The organism is Paenibacillus sp. PSB04 (assembly GCF_025809195.1).
GTDB lineage: Bacteria > Bacillota > Bacilli > Paenibacillales > Paenibacillaceae > Paenibacillus_AQ > Paenibacillus_AQ favisporus.
This window is the reverse complement of the sequence record NZ_CP081301.1, coordinates 3,333,554-3,355,743: the sequence shown is the minus strand read 5'-3', so window position 1 is coordinate 3,355,743 and position 22,190 is coordinate 3,333,554. Positions and strand designations below refer to the sequence as shown.

The following is a 22,190-nucleotide window of genomic DNA, read 5'->3' as shown; positions in this document are numbered from 1 at the left end:
TCCTTTTCTGTATTCGAGGTAGTTATTTGAATGGGCGGGGTTACCCCTCAACCCGGTATACGCTCTTGATTCTGCGGATGACGTCCAGCCCTTCAAAATGCTGAAGCACCTTATCCATGCTCGCTTTGTTGGCTTGATGTGTCACGATGATGATCTCCGCTTCGGGATTGTGCTCGTTCGGCTGCTGTACGACCGATTCCAGGCTGACTCCGAATTCGGCGAACACCTGCGTAATTTTGGCGAGAACACCGGCTTTGTCGTCAACATGAAGCAGGATAAAGTTTTTGTAACTGATCTGTTCATCGGTCTTCAGCTTCTTCGGCTTGTAAGGAACGATCGCTTTCAGGCCGTTGACGCCCAGTCTAAGGTTTTTGATGACCGCCATCAGGTCGGCCACAACGGAGGTAGCCGTCGGCATTTCGCCGGCGCCGGCGCCGTAGAACATCGTCTCGCCGACCGCTTCACCGTACACGTATACGGCATTGAAGACGCCGTTCACAGCGGCGATCGGGTGCCCTTTGCGCACCATTGTCGGCTGAACGCTGATGCTGAAATGATCGTCCTGCCGGTCAGCAATGCCAAGCAGCTTCATTTCGTAGCCAAGGCGTTTGGCATACGTAATGTCTTCCTTGGTCACCTGCGAGATGCCGCGCACGCTGACGTCCTTCAGCTCGATGTTGGAGCGGAAGCCGAGCGTGCCCAGAATCGCCATCTTGCGAGCGGCGTCCAAGCCTTCGACATCGGAGGTCGGGTCGGCTTCGGCATAGCCCAGTTTTTGCGCTTCTTCCAGCACATCCTCATAGGACGCGCCTTCTTGGCTCATTTTGCTCAAAATATAGTTGGTGGTACCGTTCACGATCCCCATGATTTTCAAGATGCGGTCCGAAGAAAATCCTTCGATCAGCGTCCGGATAATCGGAATGCCTCCCGCCACACTCGCCTCATAGAAAACGTCGCACTGCTTCTCCTGAGCCTTGGCCAAAATCTCCGCTCCGTGCAGCGCCATCAGGTCCTTGTTGGCCGTGACGATATGCTTGCCGCGCTCCAGCGCCTCCAAAATGTAGGACTTCGTCTCATCAATACCGCCCATCACTTCGACGATGACGTCGATTTCCGGGTCACGGATGACATCCCACGGATCTTCCGTCAATTTGCCTTGATCAACGGCCACGCTGCGCGTTTTTCCGGAGTTCTTCACCGCGATCCTTTCGATGACGACCGGAGAGCCCACCTGGCTGCTCAAATCCTCCTGATGGCCTTCCACGATCCTGACGACCCCCGTACCGACCGTGCCCAGACCCAACAATCCAACTTTAACCGGCTTCATTCTCATACCTCCCGTGAATCTCCAAATAACATTCTTTGTCTTCTATGACACCAGGCACGGACTTACCCCTGTCCGATCAAATTCGCCCGCTTCACTCCCGCTACGTCGCGCATGCCTTCCAGCATGTCCCCAAGCTCGTCGCCAAGCCGCGTCACTTCGACGGATATCACCACGTTCGCCATCCCCTGCAAAGGAATGCTCTGGTGGATCGTCAGCACGTTTCCGCCATAACCGGCCACCGTGCTCAGCACTTTCGACAGCATGCCCGCCCGGTGCTCCATATCGATAGAAATCGTCACGATCCGCTCGCGCTCCAACTGGTTGATCAGGTGGATTCCATCTTTGTATTTATAAAAAGCGCTGCGGCTCAGCCCGACTTGTTCCACGGCTTCATGAACCGTCTTCGCGTCCCCGGCCGCTAGCAGCTGTTTCACCTGCATCGTCTTGACAACGGCTTCCGGCAAAATGTCTTCCCGGACCAAATAATAGCGTTCTTTCACGAACGTCCTCTCCTCAAAGACTGATGTATTCATATAGTGGACATTATATAGGAACCCTTGCCTGACGGTCAATAGTCCGACGCCTTTTTAATCTCCATCATACAAAAAATTGCCCGCCATGTAACGTAAAATGTCAGAAACAAAAGGGGCTGCAACAAAAAACCGGACGCCGTATACGAAATATACGGTGTCCGGTTCTTGTATGTTTAATAGTAGCTGCTGCCTTCTACAAACTCGAATTCAAAATCGCCGATTCTCACAATGGTGCCCTCAACGGCACCGCGTTTGCGAAGCTCATCGTCGATCCCCATATGGCGCATCGTCCGCGCAAGTTTCAGAATCGCTTCATGCGAGTTCATCTGCATGCGTTTGAGCAGGCGCTCAATTTTGACACTGTGGACCACATAAGCCTCGTTGTCTCTCGTAATGGTGAACGAGTTGTCCTCGGTCTTATCCAGCTTGTACACTTTTCTTTCGGTGATTTCGGGTACTTCTTCCAGCGCGGCTTCCACAGGAATCTGGTCCAGCAGATCTGCCGCACGGTAGAGCAGCTCCTGAACGCCTTGCCGGGTCAGCGAGGAGATCGGCATGATCTCCAGATCAGGTCTGTCCTTGGCGACTTTTTCACGGAATTCGGCCAGGTTGTCTTGCGCTTCCGGCATATCCATTTTGTTCGCTGCTACGATTTGCGGACGTTCGGCCAGGTTGGCGTTGTACAGCTTCAGCTCGTCGTTAATTTTGACCCAGTCCTCGTATGGATCCCGTCCCTCGGATCCCGCCATATCCACCACATGGATAATGACGCGGGTCCGTTCCACGTGGCGGAGAAACTCATGCCCGAGGCCGACCCCTTCATGAGCACCCTCGATCAATCCCGGCAGATCGGCCATGACGAAGCTCCGGCCTTCCGCGACCTCCACGACGCCGAGGTTCGGCGTAATCGTCGTAAAGTGGTACGCCCCGATTTTCGGTCTCGCACCGGAAACGACCGACAAGAGCGTGGACTTCCCTACGCTCGGGAAGCCGACCAGACCGACGTCGGCCATCACTTTCAGCTCCATCACCACATACCGTTCCTGGCCTTCCTCCCCGTGCTCGGCGAGCTCGGGAGCCGGGTTGTTCGGGGTGGCAAAACGGATGTTGCCTCTACCGCCGCGGCCGCCTTTGGCAACGACCACCTGCTGTCCATGACGCGTCAAGTCGGCAATGACTTCGCCCGTATCATCGTCAATCAGCACGGTACCCGGCGGAATGCGGACGATCATGTCCTCCGCCCCTGCGCCATGCTGGCTCTTATTGCGGCCCTTCTCGCCGCGTTGGGCTTTGAAATGGCGCTGGTATCTGAAATCCATCAGCGTGCGCAGACCTTCGTCCACACGGAAGATGACATCTCCGCCCCTGCCGCCGTCACCGCCGGCAGGCCCGCCTTCCGGCACGTATTTCTCCCGGCGGAAAGCCACCAGGCCGTCACCACCGTCGCCGCCTTTGACATAGACTTTCGCTTTATCTACAAACATGACTTCACCTTCCTCATGCTCCACACGGCACGCGCAATTCAAATGAAGCCTGAGTCGGATCGATCTGCTCTGCTTTCATTTTCTTGCCTTGTACCACATTATATATTTGCTGCCGAAGCAGTTCCGGGTCCCCAAGGGAACCTTCTTCCTCAAACCTTACGATCAGCTCCGAGCCTTCCTCATAAAGGCTCAGGAACAGTTTGCGGGACTCGCCCCGCGAAGACTTGCTGCTGTATTGATATGCCCGGATCGTTTGGATGACGGCCAAGGCCAGATTGGCCCCTTCTTCCTGGCTGAGGTTGTTGATCAGCGTCATCTGGTCATCCACGTGAACGTCCAGCTCCAAATTGCTGCTGGTGCTGCGAAAAGACTGAAGGTAGAAAATAAGCGAAGGAATGCCCAGCTTGGCTATTTTGCTTTCGACAGCCATCTGTTCCTTTATTCTTTCCACACATTGAACCGCTTTATCACTTTTTCCGAGCTTGATATAACCATACAAAATTTGCAAATCATTCATCCAGTCATGGCGGTGATGGTTGAGCGTCCGGATGGCCGTCTGCTCCAGACTGCGGACTACGGCATCATGATGACGCGAAGTACTCCGGCGTATCTGCGCATATCCGAGAAAAAGCACCGCTAATATCCACAGCGGAAGGATCATGTACCAAATCCACGAGCCACCACGGTATATAAATACTAACGGAATCACGATTGAAATGACCGCAGCGGCCATTATGCTCTTCCCAAATCTCATAGCACTCCCCGTCCCCGTCCCACACATGAGATAGTTAACATCATTGCCCAGTATACCATAATTGTCCAGTTATGTTCATATCAATAATACACAGCCTACAAAATAACCCCACCAAGTGGGGCTTTTGCTCCAACGCATATTCAGCTGATTTGCAGGGGGGCTCCCAAGAATATGTTTTAATTCAAAAAGAGCCCCCGGCAAGCATTGCCGGAGGCTTCTTGTTCATTCTGCGTTCGCAGACAATTAAGCTTCTACTGCTGCCGCTACAGGAGCGACATCCACAGGATAAACGCTCACTTTCTTGCGGTCGCGGCCCCAACGTTCGAATTTCACAACGCCGTCCACTTTAGCAAACAGAGTGTCGTCTTTGCCGATGCCCACGTTCGTACCAGGATGAATTTTCGTTCCGCGTTGGCGAACCAAGATGCTTCCGCCAGTAACGGTTTGGCCGTCAGCACGCTTAACGCCGAGACGTTTCGCTTGGCTGTCGCGTCCGTTCTTTGTGGAACCAACACCTTTTTTCGAAGCGAACAATTGAAGATTCAGCTTTAACATGTTGTCTCCTCCTTCTGTTAGTAATGTACTTCTTGTATTTGAATATACTTCCCGTATGATTCTGCTATGGAATTCAGCATAACCACCATCGATTCCAGCAGCAACTGAACCTGTTCGTGCACGCCTGATTCCTCCATCGAAGGAACGTCCGCGCTCAGAAAACCGTTGTTCATTCTGCTGTCCATGACCGTTCCGGTTAATGCTTCCACCGAATTGACCGTTCCCACCGTGACCGCCGATACTCCGGCGCATACGATGTCTTCTCCGGCCTTCGCGTAGTTCGCATGCCCCTTCACTTCAAAGCCACGAATCTTGCCGTCTTCCCGGCGTAATATCCGTACGTTAATCAATTAGCGCACCTTCTTACGCTTGGATCTTCTCGATCGTAACTTTTGTGTATGGCTGACGATGACCTTGCTTCTTGTGGTAGTTCTTCTTAGGTTTGTATTTGTATACAACAACCTTCTGGCCCTTACCATGCTTCTCAACTTTAGCGGTTACGGATGCGCCGGCTACGACTGGAGTTCCTGCCACCAGACCGTTGTCACCGGATACGGCCAATACACGGTCGAAAGTTACACTTTCGCCATCGGCTGCGTTCAGCTTCTCGATGAACAATACGTCGCCCTCTTGAACTTTGTATTGTTTACCGCCTGTCTCGATAATTGCGTACATTTGCTTGCACCTCCTCATGTCTCAGACTCGCCTAATCCAGGTGGCCTGCCGTCTTAAGCAGCGGCACTTGTAAACCCGACCGGAGCGGTTACAGCATGTGACAAGCAATAAATACTGGACACATACTCATAGATATTAACATATCCGTCCATCATAAGTCAATGCGCGCTCAGAAGGTTTATTTTCCCCGTTCCGCCGCATACTTCGCATGATTTGGAAAACATGACAGCCGTGTCCTCTCTTACTTTCTTCCGCGTAAGCTCCAGCAAGCCAAGCTTGCTCCAGCCGACGACATGGCTCTTGGTCCGGTCCCGGCTCATACCCGCCTCCAGCCGGTTGACAACCTCCTGCCGGTTCTTCTCTTCTTCCATATCGATAAAATCGACGATAATGATGCCGCCGATGTCGCGGAGACGGATCAGCCGGGCGATTTCTTCTGCCGCCTGCAGATTGGTCTTCGTGACCGTCTCTTCCAAATTGCCGCCGCCGGTATATTTCGCCGTATTGACGTCGACCACCGTCAGCGCCTCGGTCTGATCCAGCACGATCGTGCCTCCGCTCTCCAGCGTCACCCTGCGCGCAAAATCCCGCTCCAGCTGTTCTTGAACGCCATGGGCTCTAAAAATGTGCTCATGGCCCTGGTGCATTCGTACGGGCCGGTGTCCGCCGTGGGCAATCTCCTCCAGAAACAGCTCGGCTTCTCTCGCTTCCGGCCGGCTGTCAATCCAAAGCTCGTCCTGCTCCGGATCGAACACGTCGCGGATAAACCGCTGCACGATACTGAGATCCCGGTGCAGCAGGCACGGTGCCGCGCAGGCGTCAGCCTTCTCCTGAATGCTTAGCCACCGCTCCCGCAGCGCGTTCAAATCCCCTTCGATGGCATCCGGATGTTCATCCTCGGAGACAGTCCGCATGATGACGCCCTCTCCGCTCCTCCGGAGGGAATCGCCCAGCACCTTCAGCCGGTTCCGGTCATGCTCCCGGTATACCTTCTTGGAGACGGCCACATAATCCGCATGCGGCATATAGACGATCCATCTGCCCGGAAGCGAATAGTGCGTCGTCACCCTTGGGCCTTTGCCGCCAAGCGGCTCCTTCATCACCTGGACGACGATTTCCTGCCCGACGCGCAGCAGCGATTCGATATTCGGCTTGTCCTTCGGCTGCTTCTCCAAATGCGGATGCAGCACGTCGTCCACGTATAAAAAGGCGTTTTTTTTCTGACCGATATCCACAAACGCGGCCTGCATGCCGGGCAATACGTTGACCACACGCCCTTTGTAAAAGCTCCCGACCAGACTGTGCCCCTGGCTCCGCTCGGCAGCGAATTCCACCAGCTTGCCTTCCTCCAAGAGCGCCATCTGGGTCAGCTTCGGTTCGATGTGAACGATCATTTGTTTCATGGCTTCACCCCTGCCAGAAGACATATCTTTTTCATTGTACCATGAAATCTCCTTTAAATTAGCTCCATCCCTGAGTTAGGAGCAGCCCGCATTCACACCTTTTTCACGTTCGTTGTTCCTTGCGTATTTATATCCACGAAGTACGATCTGTCGCAAAATAAGCAGAAATAATGCGCTGCTCGGGAAGCACGGCAATAATTTTTCCGCGCTCGTTCATCACATAAATAAGATGGTATTTCTCTCTTTTTAATAGACGCAGGATACTGTCCAAATGTTTCGCCGGATCGGCAACGATGGGCTGCGCGAGTTCCCCGTCCGCTCTGGAGCGGGTGTACATCGATTCACGGTGCATGAGAAATCTTGTAAATCGGTAGGGCAGGTTCCGGTAGTCGACCCAGTTCGAGTACAGCAGAAATATACCGATTAACAGCAGGTTGAGCTGAACGCTGCCCTTCCCTTGAAAAAGCGGTGCCAGCGCGCATATAATGACGATCACGCTCGCCCCAACGCTGATCCTCGAGGACCAGAGAAGCGTACGGTGATAAGGGAAAAACAAGCTGGCAGCCGACTGTAATATTTTGCCTCCATCAAGGGGTAAAATCGGCAGCAGATTAAACAATGCAATCATCGCGTTGCCATAAATTACATAAGACAGAAATGCGCCATCCCCCCAGCCGGCCAGACGGAGGAGCAGCGCGAACAGGATCATCATTCCGTTTTGCAAAGGCCCCGCTGCCGCGATGACGATTTCCTTCCACGCGGACAGCCGGCCCTGATCTTCGATTTCCACCACCCCGCCGAACGGTAGGAACTGAATCGAACGGATGCGAACGCCGTACATCAGCGCAGCCCCGGCATGTCCCAGCTCATGAATGAATACGATGACGAACAGCGTAATTAGCTCGAGGAAATGCCCGGTAACGACCGAAAACAGCATCAGGATCACGAAAAACGGGTGCAGCGACAGGGTCATTCCGCGAACGTTAATCAATCGGGATCACATCGGCCGGATCCACATAATGGCCCCCTTCTTTGACCGCAAAAAACAAGGTCGGCGTTTCACCGTCACTCCCCTGTCCGAGCGACCCGACCGGGTCTCCGGCCTCGACCCAATCGTTCTTCTGCAGCTGCGTCTCCTGCAAATGGCTGTATGTCGCTACCAAGCCGCCGGAGTGCTGGATGGTCACCGTGACTCCGGTTTCCGGCGAATCCGACACTTCCATAACACGTCCCGTTTCTACACTTTTCACCTGAAGCGCCGTGCTTGAAACCTCATCCGGAGCAATTTCCACTCCTTTCAGGTTGACGGCGAAGGCCTGTACGATTTTCCCTTCGATCGGCGGCACCATCGATTTGGACGCATCGACTTTCAATGGGGACACCGGATCCTGTTTGAAAATAGGGATAAAAGAGGGAGCTTTCCCGAAGTATGTTTCATACCAGGCTTCTGCAGCCTGAAAATCCATTTCCCGGTTCAGCGATTGAACGACAAAGCTCTGCACTTTGCCGCTCCACGGCTGGTTGATCGGAAAGTGAAACACGCCCCACACTCCCGCAAACACGATGGCGCTGAAAAACAGGCGCCACATGAAGCCGGAAACAAAGTGGTGCTTTCTATGGAAGGGGCCGCCGGCCTGATAACGTTCCTTTTTCCACTGCTTCTCCGGATCGGGCTCGGGCACGTAGCTTTCGGGCAGTTTGCCCCGGCTCCACAGCCTTGGCTCGTCCCGTACAGGCAATGGTGAAGGCTGCGAGGGCGGCTGGATCGGCATCGTTTTTGACAAATCGTCTCTGGTCAGCAGATCGCGGATCCGTTCTTCTCTCCGCTGTTTGATGGAAGATTTCATGTCCACTTGTGCTCATCCCCTTTTCGAGGCTTGTTTTATACCAGTTTATGTGGGAAAGTCCCGTTTTTAGAACAAGCCTGTTCCACCATGTGATTCCATAGCATCGGCTATTGGCGTTTCAGGGTCCTTGATGCTCCAATGCATTATCACACCGTTACGGAACACAAAAAAAAGCAGCCCCGGGACATTCCCGAAGCTGCTTTTGCTTCCATTCCTCACACCTTCTGAATTTTAGGCGGGACCGGGGCGGCGCCCGACGACTTCCTTTTGCTCAGGTCCAGCTTCTTCTGCAGGTAGCCCAGCACGATGTCCGCCACAATCGCCAGCAGCGCCGCAGGGATGGCCCCGGCAAAAATCCGCAGCGAGTTGTTGCTGTTCAGGCCCGCATAAATTTCCCGTCCCAGACCACTGCCGCCGACCAATGGCGCAATCGTCACGACACCGATCGCTATGACCGCGGCGATGCGGATCCCCGACATCAGGTAGGTCAGCGCCAGAGGGAACCGGACTTTATAGAGCAGCTGAAACGGACTCATGCCGATGCCTCTGCCGGATTCCATATAGCTTGGGTCCACCTGCTTGAGCCCGACGTACGTATTACGGACGATCGGGTTGAGCGAATACAGGAACAAACCGACCATCACCGTCTTCATGCCCAGGCCGAGCCACAGCATCAGGATGACGAGCATCGCCAGGCTGGGGATGACCTGCAGAATGTTGGTGATGAACAGAATGACCTTCGCCGCCCAGCGGCTTCTGGAGCACAAAATACCGAGCGGTACCCCGATGACGATCGCAAGCCCCAGTCCGATCACCACCATCAAAATATGCTGGATGAAATACTCCCATAATAGCCCGCTGTTCCGCGAGACATAAGATACGAAATCCATAAACGTTAGCTTTTTCTCGTCCATGCTAACCCTCCTCTAGCTCTTGATCAAACCTTTCTCCTTCAAATAGGCAATCGCGACTTCCCGCTCGCTTTTCTTCTCGATATCCACCTGGTAGTTCAGCGAAATCATCGTGTCGGCATCGATATGCCCGATCAACGGAGCAATGGCGTCTTTGATTTCAGGATGCTTTTGGAGGATGTCCGTCCGGATCACCGGACTCGCGTCGTACGGAGGGAAGAACTGCTTGTCGTCCTTCAGCGTCTGCAGCTGATAGGCTTTCAAGCGGGAATCCGTGGAATAAGCAAGCACGATATCGACCTGACGGTTCGCCACCGCGCTGTACACGAGGCTGATCTCCATCGGGAACACCTGCCCGAAATTGATGCCATATGCTTTGGAAAAGGCCGGATAACCGTCCGCTTCCCGTTCCAGCCACGTCGTATCCACGCCGAGCTTCATGGACGCCATATCTTTTTTGACATCCGAAATCTTCTGGTAGCCCTTCGAATCGGCGAGATCCTTACGGACCGTAAAGGCATACGTATTCTCAAAGCCTAATGGATCCAGCCAGGTAAAATGAAAATACTTGTCAAAGCCAGCTTTGGCTTCTTCAAGCACCTTCGCCCGGTCCTTGGTTTGGCTGATCGGAAAATGGTTGTTGAAAATTTCGCCCGTATAGAGCGTGGACATTTGAATGTCGTTTCTTTTCATCGAATTGATGACGATCGAGCTTGAAGCCAGGTCGGGAATGATGTCGACGCTGACATTGGTTTTATCTTCAATCAAGGCCTTGTACATTTCGGCCAAAATTTTCGTCTCGGTGTAGGTTTGGGTTCCGATAACCACATCCTGCTGGATCCCGCAGGCCGAAGTGATGCCTGTCAGAAGGATGGCACAGCACAAAAATAACGACAATTTGAACGTTTTCAGTTTCATCACGCCTCCTCGGATCAGTCTAAAGGGCTTCGTCAGCCTTGTCATACGGCAGCACTCCGGGTTTGACGGTAGCGCCGGGTCAGCCAGCCTTCCAGCAGCCCCAGCAGGCCGTCGGCCACCAGAGCCAGCACAACTGCGCCGATGCCGCCGATAAAGATCATTTCCGGCTTGTTGACGCCAAGCCCCGAAACGATCAGCTGCCCGAGCCCGCCGGCCCCGATCAGGGAAGCAAGCGTCGCCCAGCTGATGATATACACCGTCGTGATCCGTATGCCAGACATGATATAAGGAAGCGATAAGGGAAGCTGGATTTTCAGAATCGTCTGGGCTGCACTGTATCCCATGCCTTTGGCGGAATTCAGCACGCCTTTATCCACCGACTGGAATCCGTCGTACGTGTTCCGCAGAATCGGCATGAGGGAATACAGCAGCAGCGCCAAAATCGCCGGCTTCACGCCGATGCCAAGCAGAGGAATCAGAATGGCCAGCAGCGCCAGGCTCGGGATCGTCTGGAACAGGTTGGCGATAAAAAATACGACGCTGTTGATCCATCCAACCCGGTTGTATACCAGCAAAATGCCGATAGGGACCGCCACGATCGTCCCGAGGATCACCGCGGAAAAGGAGATGGTCAGATGCTGCCGGAGGGCCAGCAGGATATCCGGGTACCTTTCGGTGATAAAGCTCCAAAATTCACTCACACCGGCTCCCCCTCTCCGGCAGGCTGCGGAGGGGCCAGGTTCGGATATACCTCGGCCAGATGCTTGACGACACTGCCCCGGGTTACCAGTCCCAGGAACCGGTTATTCCCGTCGACCACGGGGACATTGCTCAGCTGGTGGCTGTCCATGAGCTCAATGGCCTGGGGCAGCGTACTCCCTGAAGCAACAGAGAAACGGACAGGGATCATGACGTCGGCAACTGTCTTGCCCTCTTCCCCGTACATGTCCAGCACCCGGTAAATCGAAACCGCGCCCTGCAGCTGCTTGTTCCGGTCCACGATAAACAGGGAGTCTACGCGCTTGGACTCCATCATTTTGATCGCTTCCGCCAGTCCGCGGTTTGGAAAAGCCGTTACGGGATTCGTAATCATGACGTCGTCAACGAGCGGAATTTCATAGGATAACTCGTTCTCGCTCTGCAGCCGCTTCTGGCCGATAAAGTTGCGGACGAAATCGTTCGCCGGATGGCGCAGGATCGCCTCGGGTTTCCCGGTCTGCACGATTTGCCCATCCTTCATCAGCACAATCGTGTCCGCGATTTTGATCGCTTCGTCCATATCATGCGTCACGAAAATGATCGTCTTGTTCAGCTCCTGCTGCAGCCGGATAAGCTCATCTTGGAGCTGCTCCCTGCTGATCGGGTCGAGCGCCGAGAACGGCTCGTCCATCAGGATAATATCCTGGTCGGCCGCCAGCGCCCGGATAACCCCGACCCGCTGCTGCTGCCCGCCGCTGAGCTCGGAAGGATAACGGTTCCGGTATATGGTATGGTCGAGACCAACCAGGTCGAGCAGTTCGTTCACTTTCCGGTCGGTTTTCTCTTTATCCCACTTTTTCAAATGAGGGACGACCGCCACGTTTTTGGCGATATTCATATGAGGAAACAAGCCTACACTCTGAATGACATATCCGATATTCCGGCGCAGTTCCACCGGGTTAAGCCCGGAGATGTCTTTTCCGTCGATCAGTACTTTTCCGGAGGAAGGGGTGTTCAGGGCATTGATCAGCTTCATGGTCGTCGATTTGCCGCAGCCGCTGGGGCCGATCAAGACAGTAATTTCACCCTTCTTAAACTCCAGGTTGATGTCTTTGAGGGCATGAAACCCGTCATCATACACTTTGTTTACATGTTCCAGTACAATCATTCAATCGCTCCTTTAGCCAGCTGTATTCATAGTATGTGGAGCATTTCGCATATCATCCGCCATCCGGCGCAAAGACATGGTCCGTCCGCAAAAGGGAGCGGGTCCATCAAACATGGCTTCAATCTTCAAGTAACCGAGCTTGTTTCATAGATAGGCTCACGGCCTGTTATGTAGTGGAAAAGCGGTTTTCCTAACGGGGAGTTAAAGGAATCATCCAAATACTGCGTGAGCGTTGCCATATGCAACGAATGGATGAAGCTAAGCATCCGTGCATCCTTAGATTCTCGCGTTCAACAGACATGCCAAACTGCAAATAGACAAGCCTAACTCTTTTGGACCTGGACGGAAGATTGGCGAAATGCGACTGTGGATCCGGTTCCAAGCAACAAATTTGGGACCTCCTGCCTGGCTGGCTCACAGCAGGTTTTAGTTTATTACCCATTCTGCTGCAAAATGAAACAGGCAGGGGCTTTTTTTATAAAAAGAAAATGCAGCCTCTGCAGCACTGTCCCCCGATCCCGCAATGAAACGTCCGCCGGTACTATTTTTTTGTTCCCCGGGTCCAGAATCCCCCATGAAGCATGACAGGCTCGGTGACGACAATGAATGCCTTCGGGTCAAGCTCCAGGATGGAGTTGTAGAGCTTCTTCTGGTTTTTCCGTTTGGCCAGCACTTCGAAGACCAGACGATGGCCGTCGCGGCCGCTGCCGATCCAGGAGGTGACGCCATACCCGATGTTGCGCAGCGTGTTGGCCATATCGCTCCCGGGATCATTGACGATGACCTTCATCGTAATATAGCCGAGCGCAATCCGGTTTTCGATCCACGAGCCCACCAGAACGCCAAGACCGTAGCCCACGGCATACACGATCAGGGACAGCGGCTGATTGACATACTTCAGCACGATGCTGAGTCCGAGCACATAAATCGTAATTTCAAACATACTGAGCACCGCGGCCAAATACTTTTGGCCTTTCAACGTCAGGATCATGCGCAGCGTAAAGAAAGAGACGTACACGATTTGGATGACGAAAATAAAAATCAGTATTCCGAGCATAGTAAGCACCCCTTGTCTATTCTCAGGTTGTCTTTGTAGTAACTTAACCCAATTCGCCAAGCCTCTATTCACGCCCGGGATCGATGAATGAAAGGAAATGGCCATACATCAAGGGAATTTGGAGGAAATGATGCGGAGCTCAAACGCAAAAAAAAAGGAATGAAGCCGCTTGGCTCCATCCCTTCTCTATAGAATAATCATCGTATAAAAGATCCGGTCATCCCATTCCGAACAGCTTTTTGAAACGGGTGAACATGCTTTTCTTCTGGTCCAGCTGCATCAGCGGCACCGTATCGCCCAGGATGCGCCGCGCAATGTTGCGGTACGCGATCGCGGCCCGCGATTCCGGGTTCATCACCGTAGGTTCCCCGCTGTTGGCTGCCTTGATGACGTACTCGTCATCCGGCACGATCCCGATCAGATCGATGTTGAGCACCTGGAGCACATCCTCGATGTCGAGCATGTCTCCGGATTTGACCATATTCGGCCGAATCCGGTTCACGACGAGCTTGGGCGACTCCACGGCAGAGCTCTCCAGCAGCCCGATAATACGGTCGGCGTCACGAACCGCGGCGTTCTCCGGCGTGGTAACGACGATTGCCTTGTCCGCTCCGGCAATCGCGTTCTTAAACCCCTGCTCGATGCCGGCAGGACAGTCGATAATGACATATTCGTACTCTTTCTTCAGCTCAAGAATGATATCCTTGACCTGTTCCGGCGACACCGCGTTTTTGTCCTTGGTCTGGGCGGCCGGAAGCATATACAGCTCGTCAAAGCGCTTATCTTTCACCAGCGCCTGGTTCAATCGGCAGCGCCCTTCCGCCACATCGCATAAATCGTAAATGATCCGGTTCTCCAGGCCCATCACGACGTCCAAATTGCGCAGGCCGATGTCGGTATCGACCAGGCACACTTTTTTGCCAAGCAGCGCAAGCGCGGTTCCGATGTTCGCCGATGTGGTCGTTTTGCCCACACCGCCTTTACCGGAAGTAACGACGATAGCTTCTCCCATGTGTTACACCCCTTTAAACACGTTAAAATCCCGCCGTATCCGGACAATATTGCTAATTTTATCGATTTGCATGGCTCCGTCGCGCAAAAACGCAAACTCCATGCTTGTCTCCCGAATGTTCCATTCGTCCGGAGGCCGGCTGATTCTTTCGGCAATCCGGAGCTGGGTGGGGGCAAAATAGGAGGCTGCAATGATCGCTTCCTCATTTCCCTCTACGCCTGCATGGGCCATTCCACGCAGAGCCCCCAATATATAAATATCACCCGTGCACAGAATGCTTCCGCCCGGGTTCACGTCACCCAGGAACAGCAGGTCCCCGTGATGATGCAGCACCTGGCCCGATCGGACCATTCCGCTCATGACCGCATAGGCCGGCTCTTTCCCGGGTTCGGTTTCCCCCTCAGGCATCTCTACGGAACGGATCAGCAAATTTCCCTTTTGCTTCAAGATGTCCAGCATGGATTGTTTCTGGTCTTCCGATATACGCCTTGACCCAAGCTTCACGTCTACATGAATAATCGGTCCGGTCAAAATATTTTGATGAGTATGCTCCAGCTTATACCTCAGCTCACCCAGCAGTTCCTCAAATTCACATTCGTCATCGAGCAGGAAAACCAGGCCATCTTTGATGCCCTTAATCGTCACATGATTCGATTTGACTGCCATGCCTGTCCCTCCCATCTCTATACATTTCGTTCCCGGATGCATAAGTTCCTGCCTGATTATGCAAATTGTAAGGGCGGTTTACGCCGCCTTTTCCACTTTTGCGCGTTTACCAAGCTTCTCGAGCTGCTTGCGCAGCGGAACATAAATGATTAACCCGAAAACGAAATGAACGACCAGATCGGGCAGAATATGGTGCAGCAGGTTCCAGTTATACGGAACGGCCGTGAGCGAGAACACCCGGTAGATCCCGTACAGCAGGCTGTCAAACAGCAGGCTTCCCAAAATGATGACCGTCATCATGACCGGCATTTGGGCGCGCGGCATCCGAAAAATAAAGCCCATAATATAAGCCGTAACCCCCATAACAAAGGAGTACGTGCCAATCATATCCCCGTAAAAGACGACGTCATGCAGCATGCCGAATATAATCCCGAGAACGAGCGCGGTATGACGGTGATGGTATACCGAAACGAATAACAGGACGATAAGGACCAGATTCGGCGAAATGACGTTCTGCCAGGAGCCCGGCAGCAGCCAGGGAACGACCGTCCCTTCGAGAAGAAAAAGGACGAACAGCAGCAGGATCAGCACTTGCTTGCGGACCATTATTGCGGTACCTCCGGTTGCGATACGACGAAGAGCAGCTTCCAGTCCTGGAACTCCGCCGCAGGCTTGATTGTCGCCGTCTTCGTTTTCCCGAACGGACTGACCTGTACTTTTTCGACAGTTCCGATAATAAGACCTTGCGGATACTTGCTCGGATCTCCTGCGGAAACGATGGTATCCTTTTCCTTAATCGGATCGTCCTCTTTGATCTGGGTCATCTGCAGGGTCTTGCTAACCTCGTCGTAACTTTCGATAATTCCGAACACGTTATGATTATTTAGTGCCGTTGCCGAAATGCCGTTAGAATTCGGGTCCTTCGCATCCATCGTCGTAATCAGCTTGACGGTCGACGTAAAGTTGCTGACATGGCTGATCACTCCGACAAGGCCCTCGCTCGAAATGACGGACTGGCCGACCTTGATGCCGTCCCGCTCGCCCAGATCAATGACCAGGGAGCGGTTTACCGTATCCGAGTTGACACTAACGACCTGGGTAATATGATAAGTATAATTGTTTTGCTCTTTCTGGGCATTCGTAAAATGCAGCGCTTCTTCCAGATCCTTATTTCGCTTGTCCATAAGATTATATTGGACTTTATCGCGTGTATAATGGGCAAGAGCAATTTTGAGCTCCTCGTTTTCTTTGTAAATGTCCCGCATATTGGCAATATCTTTAAACAAGCCCGCTATGTAACCAGCGGGCTTATAAAAGATATTTTGGGCAAATCCGACCGTATCTCTTAGAAACTTCTCGGGCCAGGATAACGAGGCCCGGGGCCCCAACGTAAATCCCATGAGCGCAATAAACATAACCAAACCAATCAGTATGACAAACAATCGCTTATTACCGAGCAGTTTAAACAGTTCTAACACCCTCTAACTTACTGATTTCTCTCCCATGATCAGGGGTGACCCGCTTTATAACTGCCTAGCGTTTGGAACGCACGGCCGAACTGCTGCGGGATTTGAATAGATGAATGTTCTCCAGCGCCTTGCCTGTACCGATGGCGACGCAGTCCAGCGGATTGTCCGCCACGATGACCGGCATGCCGGTTTCTTGTGCAAGCAGCTTGTCCAAGTTGCGCAGCAGGGCTCCGCCTCCGGTCAGGACGATACCGCGGTCCATAATGTCGGCGGCAAGCTCCGGCGGACATTTCTCCAGTGTCACCTTCACCGCTTCAACGATCGCATTGACCGTGTCAGACAGAGCTTCACTGATCTCGTCGGATGTGATGGTGATCGTCTTCGGCAGGCCGGTTACAAGGTCACGACCGCGGATTTCGCTCGTTTCCACCTGCTCCAGCGGCAGCGCAGAGCCCACTTCCATTTTCAGCTGCTCTGAAGTCCGTTCCCCGATCATTAAATTGTATTGCCGTTTAATATATTGAATGATAGATTCGTCCATTTCGTCGCCAGCCACTCTGACCGAACGGCTCGTAACGATACCGCCAAGGGAAATAACCGCAACTTCAGTTGTACCCCCGCCGATGTCAACGACCATGCTGCCTGTTGGCTCCCATACCGGAAGGTCTGCACCGATGGCTGCCGCAAACGGCTCTTCGATGGTGTAAGCCTCACGCGCACCCGCCTGTTTGGTGGCATCTTCAACCGCCCGCTGCTCTACCGCAGTGATGCCCGAGGGTACACAAACCATCACGTTCGGATGGCGCTGGAACATAGAGCGCTGCTTTTGCGCCTGACGGATGAAATATTTAATCATGGTGGCCGTCGTGTCAAAATCAGCGATAACCCCGTCCTTCATCGGACGGATGGCACGGATGTTCCCCGGCGTGCGGCCGATCATTTTCTTGGCGGATTCACCAACGGCTTCAATGCTCTTCGTATCGGTGCGCAAAGCGACTACCGAGGGCTCTCTTACGACAATTCCTTTTCCACGGACATAAACGAGCGTATTCGCCGTCCCCAAGTCAATACCCAAATCTTTCGTGAAGCTCCCTAACATGCTGTAATCTCCCTTTCTTCGTCAATCTCAACTATTATATTACATCAAGCCTTGCTCCTTCAAACTGACGTATCCTCCATCACCGATAATCAAATGATCCAACACCTCTATGCCCACAATGTCCCCTGCCTCCTTCAACCGGGCGGTCAGGGAAATATCTTCTGGACTGGGGGTGGGATCTCCACTGGGATGATTGTGTGCACAAACGACGGATGCGCTGCTGCATTTAATGGCTGCGCGAAACACCTCGCGGGGATGCACGATGGAGGCGTTCAGACTGCCGATCGAAAGCGTCTCTTGAGCAATAATGTGATTTTTCGTATTCAAAAACAAACAGACAAAATGTTCTTTTTGCAAATACCGCAGCTGCTCTGAGAGCACGTTCGCGGCATCCTTCGGGCTCCGTATCGTAACGGGCTCCTCTTTGCGAGCTCTGGACAAACGCTGTCCGAGCTCGATTCCGGCTTTGAGCTGCAGCGCCTTCGCGCTGCCGATGCCCCGAATGGACATCAGCTCCTCGACGCTCAGGTCGACCAGATTTCGCAAACTGCCGACTTGCTTCAGTATCCGCTGAGCCAAATGTACGGCTGACTCCTGGCGGGTTCCCGTCCGAAGCAAAATAGCAAGCAGTTCGGCATGGCTTAAAGCACTCGCCCCATATTCAAGCATGCGTTCTCTCGGGCGTTCTTCATGGGGGATGTCGCGCAGCAGATAAGTTTGCGACTCCATAAGTTCCCCTTCTTTCCCTTCATTCAAATAACATCCGCAAGTTTTACAAAACGTCGATTCCGAACTCGCCCAGCATGTCCGAAAGCAGGGACAGCGGCAGTCCGACCACGTTAAAATAGCATCCTTCGATCCGTTCGACGATCGTTGACCCGAGTCCCTGGATCGCATAGGCGCCCGCTTTGTCATCAGGCTCTCCGCTCATGGCGTAAGCCTCTACCTGGCGCCCGGTGAGCGGCTTCATCGTCACCGACGTCACACGATGGCGCACCATCGTCTTGCCGTTCATGACATCGATGACGGCGACTCCCGTATATACCTCGTGGGTCCGGCCTTGCAGCGATGTCAGCATGCGAACCGCATCCTGCTTGTCGACCGGCTTGCCCAGCACCTGATTGTCCAGCACAACAACCGTATCACTACCGACGATCACGGCATCCTCCTTATCATCATGAAGCGAGGCATGAACGGCTTCCGCTTTGCGTAAGGCCAGTCCTTCCACGACCTGCTGCGGTGTCCAATCTTCGGGTGTATGTTCTTCAGCGTGACTGGGACGGATCTCAAACGGAATATGTAGAGAAGCGATCAGCTCCTGCCTTCTCGGTGAAGTTGATGCCAGAATAATGCGGCGTGAATGGTTTGATTTCAATGAAAGGATCTCCTTTGTCCGGTAGTTAAAGCCTGCGATACAGCCACACGGAGACAATGATGCCGATCAAACTCAGCAGGCTTAGTTTCATTTGAATGGTAATGTCGTAACTGATAATGTCCAAATTAGCTTGCGGTGACCATTTGATCATCGTGGATGCGGTCAGAAAAGAAAGAGCTTGTACAGGCTCCAGCGCTTTGGCTATCCATGCTCCCGCCAGCCAGCCAAGCAGCAGAAACAGCAGTAATATTCCAACATTCTTCTTCATTCTTCTCTTCCCTCGCCATAATTTGACACCCACATTATTATACGGTTATTTGGACGTCAATACAAACACAAATCCGGCATGGGGAAGTATTTCCATTTCCACGCCGGATCTTTGTGTTTTATGCTTTTTCCAGGGAAGCGACAAGCTGCTTCTGCAGCATGATGAATTCCATCATCCTGGACTGGATTTCCCATAAATGCCCCTTCGCCGTATTTTTGTTGTATTCCTCGACGGACGAAAGCGAGCTGTTCATCGCCTGCTCCAGCTGCCTGCCCATCTCCTGCTGATCCGCGCCCAGGCCGGCCTGGAACGGCTTGGCCGCCTCCGTCCACTGCCGGTGCAGATCGGTCAAACGGCTCATATCCTCGGCACCGATTTTCCCCGGAAGATCCTTGCCAAGGAGGCTCGCCGACGTTTGGCTCAGCAGCGCAACCAAGTCCGCGCTCACCTGAAAGTATTGGTTAACGGCCTCAGCGTCCCCGTTAAAATGCAGGGAGGTTGCGGCCGGGAGATCCACCTCCCGCACATACAGATCAACCCCTTCCGCCTTCAGCTGATTGCTGAGCAGCTTGGCTTGTTCGCGGTCTGTGGACAGGCCCGCATACACCCGGTTTTCCTCATCCGGGTCGTTCCCTGCGGCAATGCCGTACTGCTCCAGCTCATCCTTCGCCTGCTGAACCCGGTCGGCAGTGCTGAAGACGCCATACTGCAGCATGTAGTAGGTTTGAGGACCCACCTCGACGGCGACCGCCGGCACAGAAGCTTGATCCTCGCCGGACTGCGCAGAGGTGCTTACAGCACTCGGGTTTCCTGTGTCGCCGCCCGGGTCCATCCCCGCAGATCCGTCCTTGAAAAAGGAGAGGACCACCAAACCGAACAACGCCCCGGTGACGATGGCTCCAGTTACGGTTCCAACGACTTTCCATATCGATCCCGGCCGGTGAGGCCGGTAGGAATACTCCTCGATGATTGGCCCGGGCCCTGCTTCATCGGGTCTGTTCTCGATGTGATCGTAGACATCATAGCCCTCCCTGACCGTGTACCTATTATTGGCACGATCCGGGTCCCAGTCTTCCAAGCTGTCCGGATAGCGATGATCTGGTCCGTCCGTACCGGATTCATGCTCATGGGTTTCCTCTGCCCGCTCTTGTATTCCGTAACCCATCCTCTCCTCCAGACGCTCCCAGCTGTCCTCCCTGTTGAACGGATCACTCCATCCCTGCATCGACGCAGGCACAGCCGATATCGGGGTACGCTTTGTTTCAACATCGCGGCGGCTGCTTCCGGAATTACGATCATCCGCCCATGCAGGGTTCTGTGCAGCGGATCCCGCAACCGTCAACTGTCCGCGGTCCTTCTTATCTTCAAGCTGGCGCCCTTGTTCTTCATCAAACCGGAACGTCATTCTCGCCTTGTTCACACCCAAACACCTCACCCTTGTCCGTATCTACTATGTATATATGATAGATTTCCAGAAGTTATGTTTGATTGTCCCACGAAAATGACAAGAGCAAAAAAACCGTAATCCCCTTTCAGACAGGGAATTACGGTTTCTTCGGTCATGATCCTATGCAGCCCGTGCCCATCCGGCAGAGGCATTCCTTACATTGTCTTGGCGATTTCCGCCCCGACTTTCCAAATGTCGCCTGCCCCCATGGTCAGGACAAGCACCCCTGGCTGGAGCCGCGGCTTCAGATCGTTCAGGACATCTTCCTTCGTCGGCAAATAACGGGCGCCCGCATTGCTGTTTTTGACGATCAAATCAACCAGCTTGGAAGAGCTCACGCCCTCGATCTGCTTCTCTCCGGCTGGCGAATAAATGTCGGTAATGATCACTTCATCGGCTCCGCCGAAAGCCCGGCTGAATGCATCGAGCAGGAAGAAGGTCCGTGTATAGCGCTGCGGCTGGAACACGGCGATAATCTTTTTGCCCGTAGCCTTGGCGGCACTGATGGTAGCTTCGATCTCCGTCGGGTGATGCGCGTAATCGTCGATGATCAGAATATCGTTCTTCTCGCCGAGCACCTGGAAACGGCGTTTGGCACCGTGGAACTTCGAAACGCCCGCAGCGATGGATTCGAACGGAATCCCTGCCTTCAGACAGGCGATCACCGTGGCCATGGCGTTATAGACGTTGTGGCGTCCCGGAACCGAAAGCTCGACGGTTCCCAGCGTCTGTCCGTTATGCTTCATCGTGAAGGATGCGTGACGGTCGCCCAGGACCAGATCCTCGGCGGTATATTCCGCATCGGAATCGATCCCGTAGGTGGCCACATTGCAGCGGATCGAAGGAAGGATCGCGCGGATATTCGCGTCATCAGCGCAGACGACGGCCGTGCCGTCTTCCTTGATCTGGCTCAAAAACTGCACATAAGCGCTCTTCAGCTTCTCGAAATCGCCGTCGTAGTTTTCAAGATGATCTGCCTCAATGTTCGTCACGATGCCGAGCCACGGATGGTACTGCAAAAAGGAGCCGTCGCTCTCATCCGCCTCAGCCACCACGTAGTCCCCTTTGCCGGCTTTGGCGTTCGTGCCGACGTTCATAATTTCCCCGCCGATAATAAACGTCGGATCTGCGCCGCATTCCTCCATGGCGAGTGCAATCATGGACGATGTAGTTGTCTTGCCGTGTGCTCCCGCAACGGCGATGCCCTTGCGCTCATTCAGCAATCTGGCCAGCATTTGCGAGCGGTGAAGGATCGGAATGTTCAGATGCTCCGCCTCTCTTCGTTCCACGTTGTCCTTGGGAAGCGCCGTCGAATAGACGACCAAATCCGCTCCGTGAACCTGCTCGGCCGTATGGCCTATATAAATTTTGGCTCCCTTGGCAGCCAGTTTTTCCGTTAATTCCTGGGCAGCCACGTCCGAACCCGTGACCGTATATCCCATTTCCAGCATAACCCGTGCGATGGCGCTCATCCCGTAGCCACCAATACCGATAAAATGAACATGTTCAGAATTCAACAGATT

Annotated in this window: 25 protein-coding genes and 1 other annotated feature; all 25 genes read right to left on the bottom strand. The window is 53.5% G+C overall.

What is annotated here, in order from left to right; genetic code table 11:
• Positions 1-40: 40 nt before the first annotated feature.
• Positions 41-1,327, bottom strand: coding sequence for a homoserine dehydrogenase (locus K2F33_RS15445; RefSeq protein ID WP_076174430.1), 1,287 nt, complete (start codon positions 1,325-1,327; stop codon positions 41-43).
• A 62-nt stretch (positions 1,328-1,389) separates the two neighbouring features.
• Complete coding sequence (locus K2F33_RS15440) at positions 1,390-1,827, bottom strand: ACT domain-containing protein (protein WP_076174428.1); 438 nt, start codon at positions 1,825-1,827, stop codon at positions 1,390-1,392.
• 206 nt (positions 1,828-2,033) lie between these two features.
• On the bottom strand, positions 2,034-3,344 hold the full coding sequence (obgE, locus tag K2F33_RS15435) for a GTPase ObgE (protein ID WP_145142027.1): 1,311 nt from the start codon (positions 3,342-3,344) through the stop codon (positions 2,034-2,036).
• A 13-nt stretch (positions 3,345-3,357) separates the two neighbouring features.
• Positions 3,358-4,098, bottom strand: coding sequence for a Spo0B domain-containing protein (locus K2F33_RS15430; RefSeq protein ID WP_076174423.1), 741 nt, complete (start codon positions 4,096-4,098; stop codon positions 3,358-3,360).
• Between the two features lie 243 nt (positions 4,099-4,341).
• Positions 4,342-4,653, bottom strand: a complete 312-nt coding sequence (gene rpmA / locus K2F33_RS15425; RefSeq protein ID WP_076174421.1) for a 50S ribosomal protein L27 — start codon at positions 4,651-4,653, stop codon at positions 4,342-4,344.
• 17 nt (positions 4,654-4,670) lie between these two features.
• On the bottom strand, positions 4,671-5,003 hold the full coding sequence (locus K2F33_RS15420) for a ribosomal-processing cysteine protease Prp (protein WP_076174419.1): 333 nt from the start codon (positions 5,001-5,003) through the stop codon (positions 4,671-4,673).
• Positions 5,004-5,016: 13 nt separating this feature from the next.
• Complete coding sequence (gene rplU / locus K2F33_RS15415) at positions 5,017-5,328, bottom strand: 50S ribosomal protein L21 (RefSeq protein WP_076174416.1); 312 nt, start codon at positions 5,326-5,328, stop codon at positions 5,017-5,019.
• A gap of 13 nt (positions 5,329-5,341) precedes the next feature.
• Positions 5,342-5,428: a sequence feature (ribosomal protein L21 leader region), on the bottom strand.
• 58 nt (positions 5,429-5,486) lie between these two features.
• The gene (locus K2F33_RS15410; RefSeq protein ID WP_076174413.1) at positions 5,487-6,731 is read right to left on the bottom strand and encodes an Rne/Rng family ribonuclease; all 1,245 of its coding nucleotides are present in this window, start codon (positions 6,729-6,731) and stop codon (positions 5,487-5,489) included.
• A gap of 127 nt (positions 6,732-6,858) precedes the next feature.
• Complete coding sequence (locus K2F33_RS15405; RefSeq protein WP_145163062.1) at positions 6,859-7,722, bottom strand: M50 family metallopeptidase; 864 nt, start codon at positions 7,720-7,722, stop codon at positions 6,859-6,861.
• Entirely contained in the window at positions 7,715-8,578 is an 864-nt protein-coding gene (locus tag K2F33_RS15400; RefSeq protein WP_263882369.1) for a M23 family metallopeptidase, read from the bottom strand. The genes K2F33_RS15405 and K2F33_RS15400 overlap by 8 nt, the downstream gene beginning before the upstream one ends.
• A gap of 215 nt (positions 8,579-8,793) precedes the next feature.
• Positions 8,794-9,492 (bottom strand): ABC transporter permease, encoded by a 699-nt coding sequence (locus K2F33_RS15395; RefSeq protein WP_076174406.1) that lies wholly within the window; start codon positions 9,490-9,492, stop codon positions 8,794-8,796.
• A gap of 12 nt (positions 9,493-9,504) precedes the next feature.
• On the bottom strand, positions 9,505-10,407 hold the full coding sequence (locus K2F33_RS15390) for an osmoprotectant ABC transporter substrate-binding protein (RefSeq protein ID WP_089548369.1): 903 nt from the start codon (positions 10,405-10,407) through the stop codon (positions 9,505-9,507).
• Between the two features lie 41 nt (positions 10,408-10,448).
• Positions 10,449-11,108: an ABC transporter permease gene (locus tag K2F33_RS15385; protein WP_076174404.1), complete on the bottom strand. Its 660-nt coding sequence runs from the start codon at positions 11,106-11,108 to the stop codon at positions 10,449-10,451.
• Positions 11,105-12,274: an ABC transporter ATP-binding protein gene (locus K2F33_RS15380; RefSeq protein WP_076174401.1), complete on the bottom strand. Its 1,170-nt coding sequence runs from the start codon at positions 12,272-12,274 to the stop codon at positions 11,105-11,107. Before K2F33_RS15380 ends, K2F33_RS15385 begins: the two co-directional genes overlap by 4 nt.
• Positions 12,275-12,815: 541 nt before the next feature.
• On the bottom strand, positions 12,816-13,331 hold the full coding sequence (locus K2F33_RS15375) for a DUF2179 domain-containing protein (protein WP_076174398.1): 516 nt from the start codon (positions 13,329-13,331) through the stop codon (positions 12,816-12,818).
• Positions 13,332-13,548: 217 nt separating this feature from the next.
• Positions 13,549-14,343: a septum site-determining protein MinD gene (gene minD / locus K2F33_RS15370; RefSeq protein WP_076174396.1), complete on the bottom strand. Its 795-nt coding sequence runs from the start codon at positions 14,341-14,343 to the stop codon at positions 13,549-13,551.
• Positions 14,344-14,346: 3 nt separating this feature from the next.
• Positions 14,347-15,009 (bottom strand): septum site-determining protein MinC, encoded by a 663-nt coding sequence (gene minC, locus K2F33_RS15365; RefSeq protein WP_089548370.1) that lies wholly within the window; start codon positions 15,007-15,009, stop codon positions 14,347-14,349.
• Positions 15,010-15,087: 78 nt separating this feature from the next.
• Positions 15,088-15,618, bottom strand: coding sequence for a rod shape-determining protein MreD (gene mreD / locus K2F33_RS15360; RefSeq protein WP_397345588.1), 531 nt, complete (start codon positions 15,616-15,618; stop codon positions 15,088-15,090).
• On the bottom strand, positions 15,615-16,487 hold the full coding sequence (gene mreC / locus K2F33_RS15355; protein ID WP_076174390.1) for a rod shape-determining protein MreC: 873 nt from the start codon (positions 16,485-16,487) through the stop codon (positions 15,615-15,617). Before mreC ends, mreD begins: the two co-directional genes overlap by 4 nt.
• Before the next feature lie 55 nt (positions 16,488-16,542).
• Positions 16,543-17,577: a rod shape-determining protein gene (locus K2F33_RS15350; protein WP_076174388.1), complete on the bottom strand. Its 1,035-nt coding sequence runs from the start codon at positions 17,575-17,577 to the stop codon at positions 16,543-16,545.
• Positions 17,578-17,616: 39 nt separating this feature from the next.
• Positions 17,617-18,306 carry a RadC family protein gene (gene radC, locus K2F33_RS15345; protein ID WP_076174385.1) on the bottom strand — a complete coding sequence of 230 codons (690 nt, stop codon included), beginning with the start codon at positions 18,304-18,306 and terminating at the stop codon, positions 17,617-17,619.
• A 43-nt stretch (positions 18,307-18,349) separates the two neighbouring features.
• Positions 18,350-18,952 (bottom strand): Maf family protein, encoded by a 603-nt coding sequence (locus K2F33_RS15340; RefSeq protein WP_105446166.1) that lies wholly within the window; start codon positions 18,950-18,952, stop codon positions 18,350-18,352.
• A 25-nt stretch (positions 18,953-18,977) separates the two neighbouring features.
• Positions 18,978-19,220 carry a DUF4321 domain-containing protein gene (locus K2F33_RS15335; protein WP_076174380.1) on the bottom strand — a complete coding sequence of 81 codons (243 nt, stop codon included), beginning with the start codon at positions 19,218-19,220 and terminating at the stop codon, positions 18,978-18,980.
• 118 nt (positions 19,221-19,338) lie between these two features.
• Positions 19,339-20,640 (bottom strand): SPOR domain-containing protein, encoded by a 1,302-nt coding sequence (locus K2F33_RS15330; RefSeq protein ID WP_263882143.1) that lies wholly within the window; start codon positions 20,638-20,640, stop codon positions 19,339-19,341.
• Between the two features lie 182 nt (positions 20,641-20,822).
• Complete coding sequence (gene murC, locus K2F33_RS15325) at positions 20,823-22,187, bottom strand: UDP-N-acetylmuramate--L-alanine ligase (RefSeq protein ID WP_089550337.1); 1,365 nt, start codon at positions 22,185-22,187, stop codon at positions 20,823-20,825.
• Positions 22,188-22,190 lie beyond the last annotated feature (3 nt).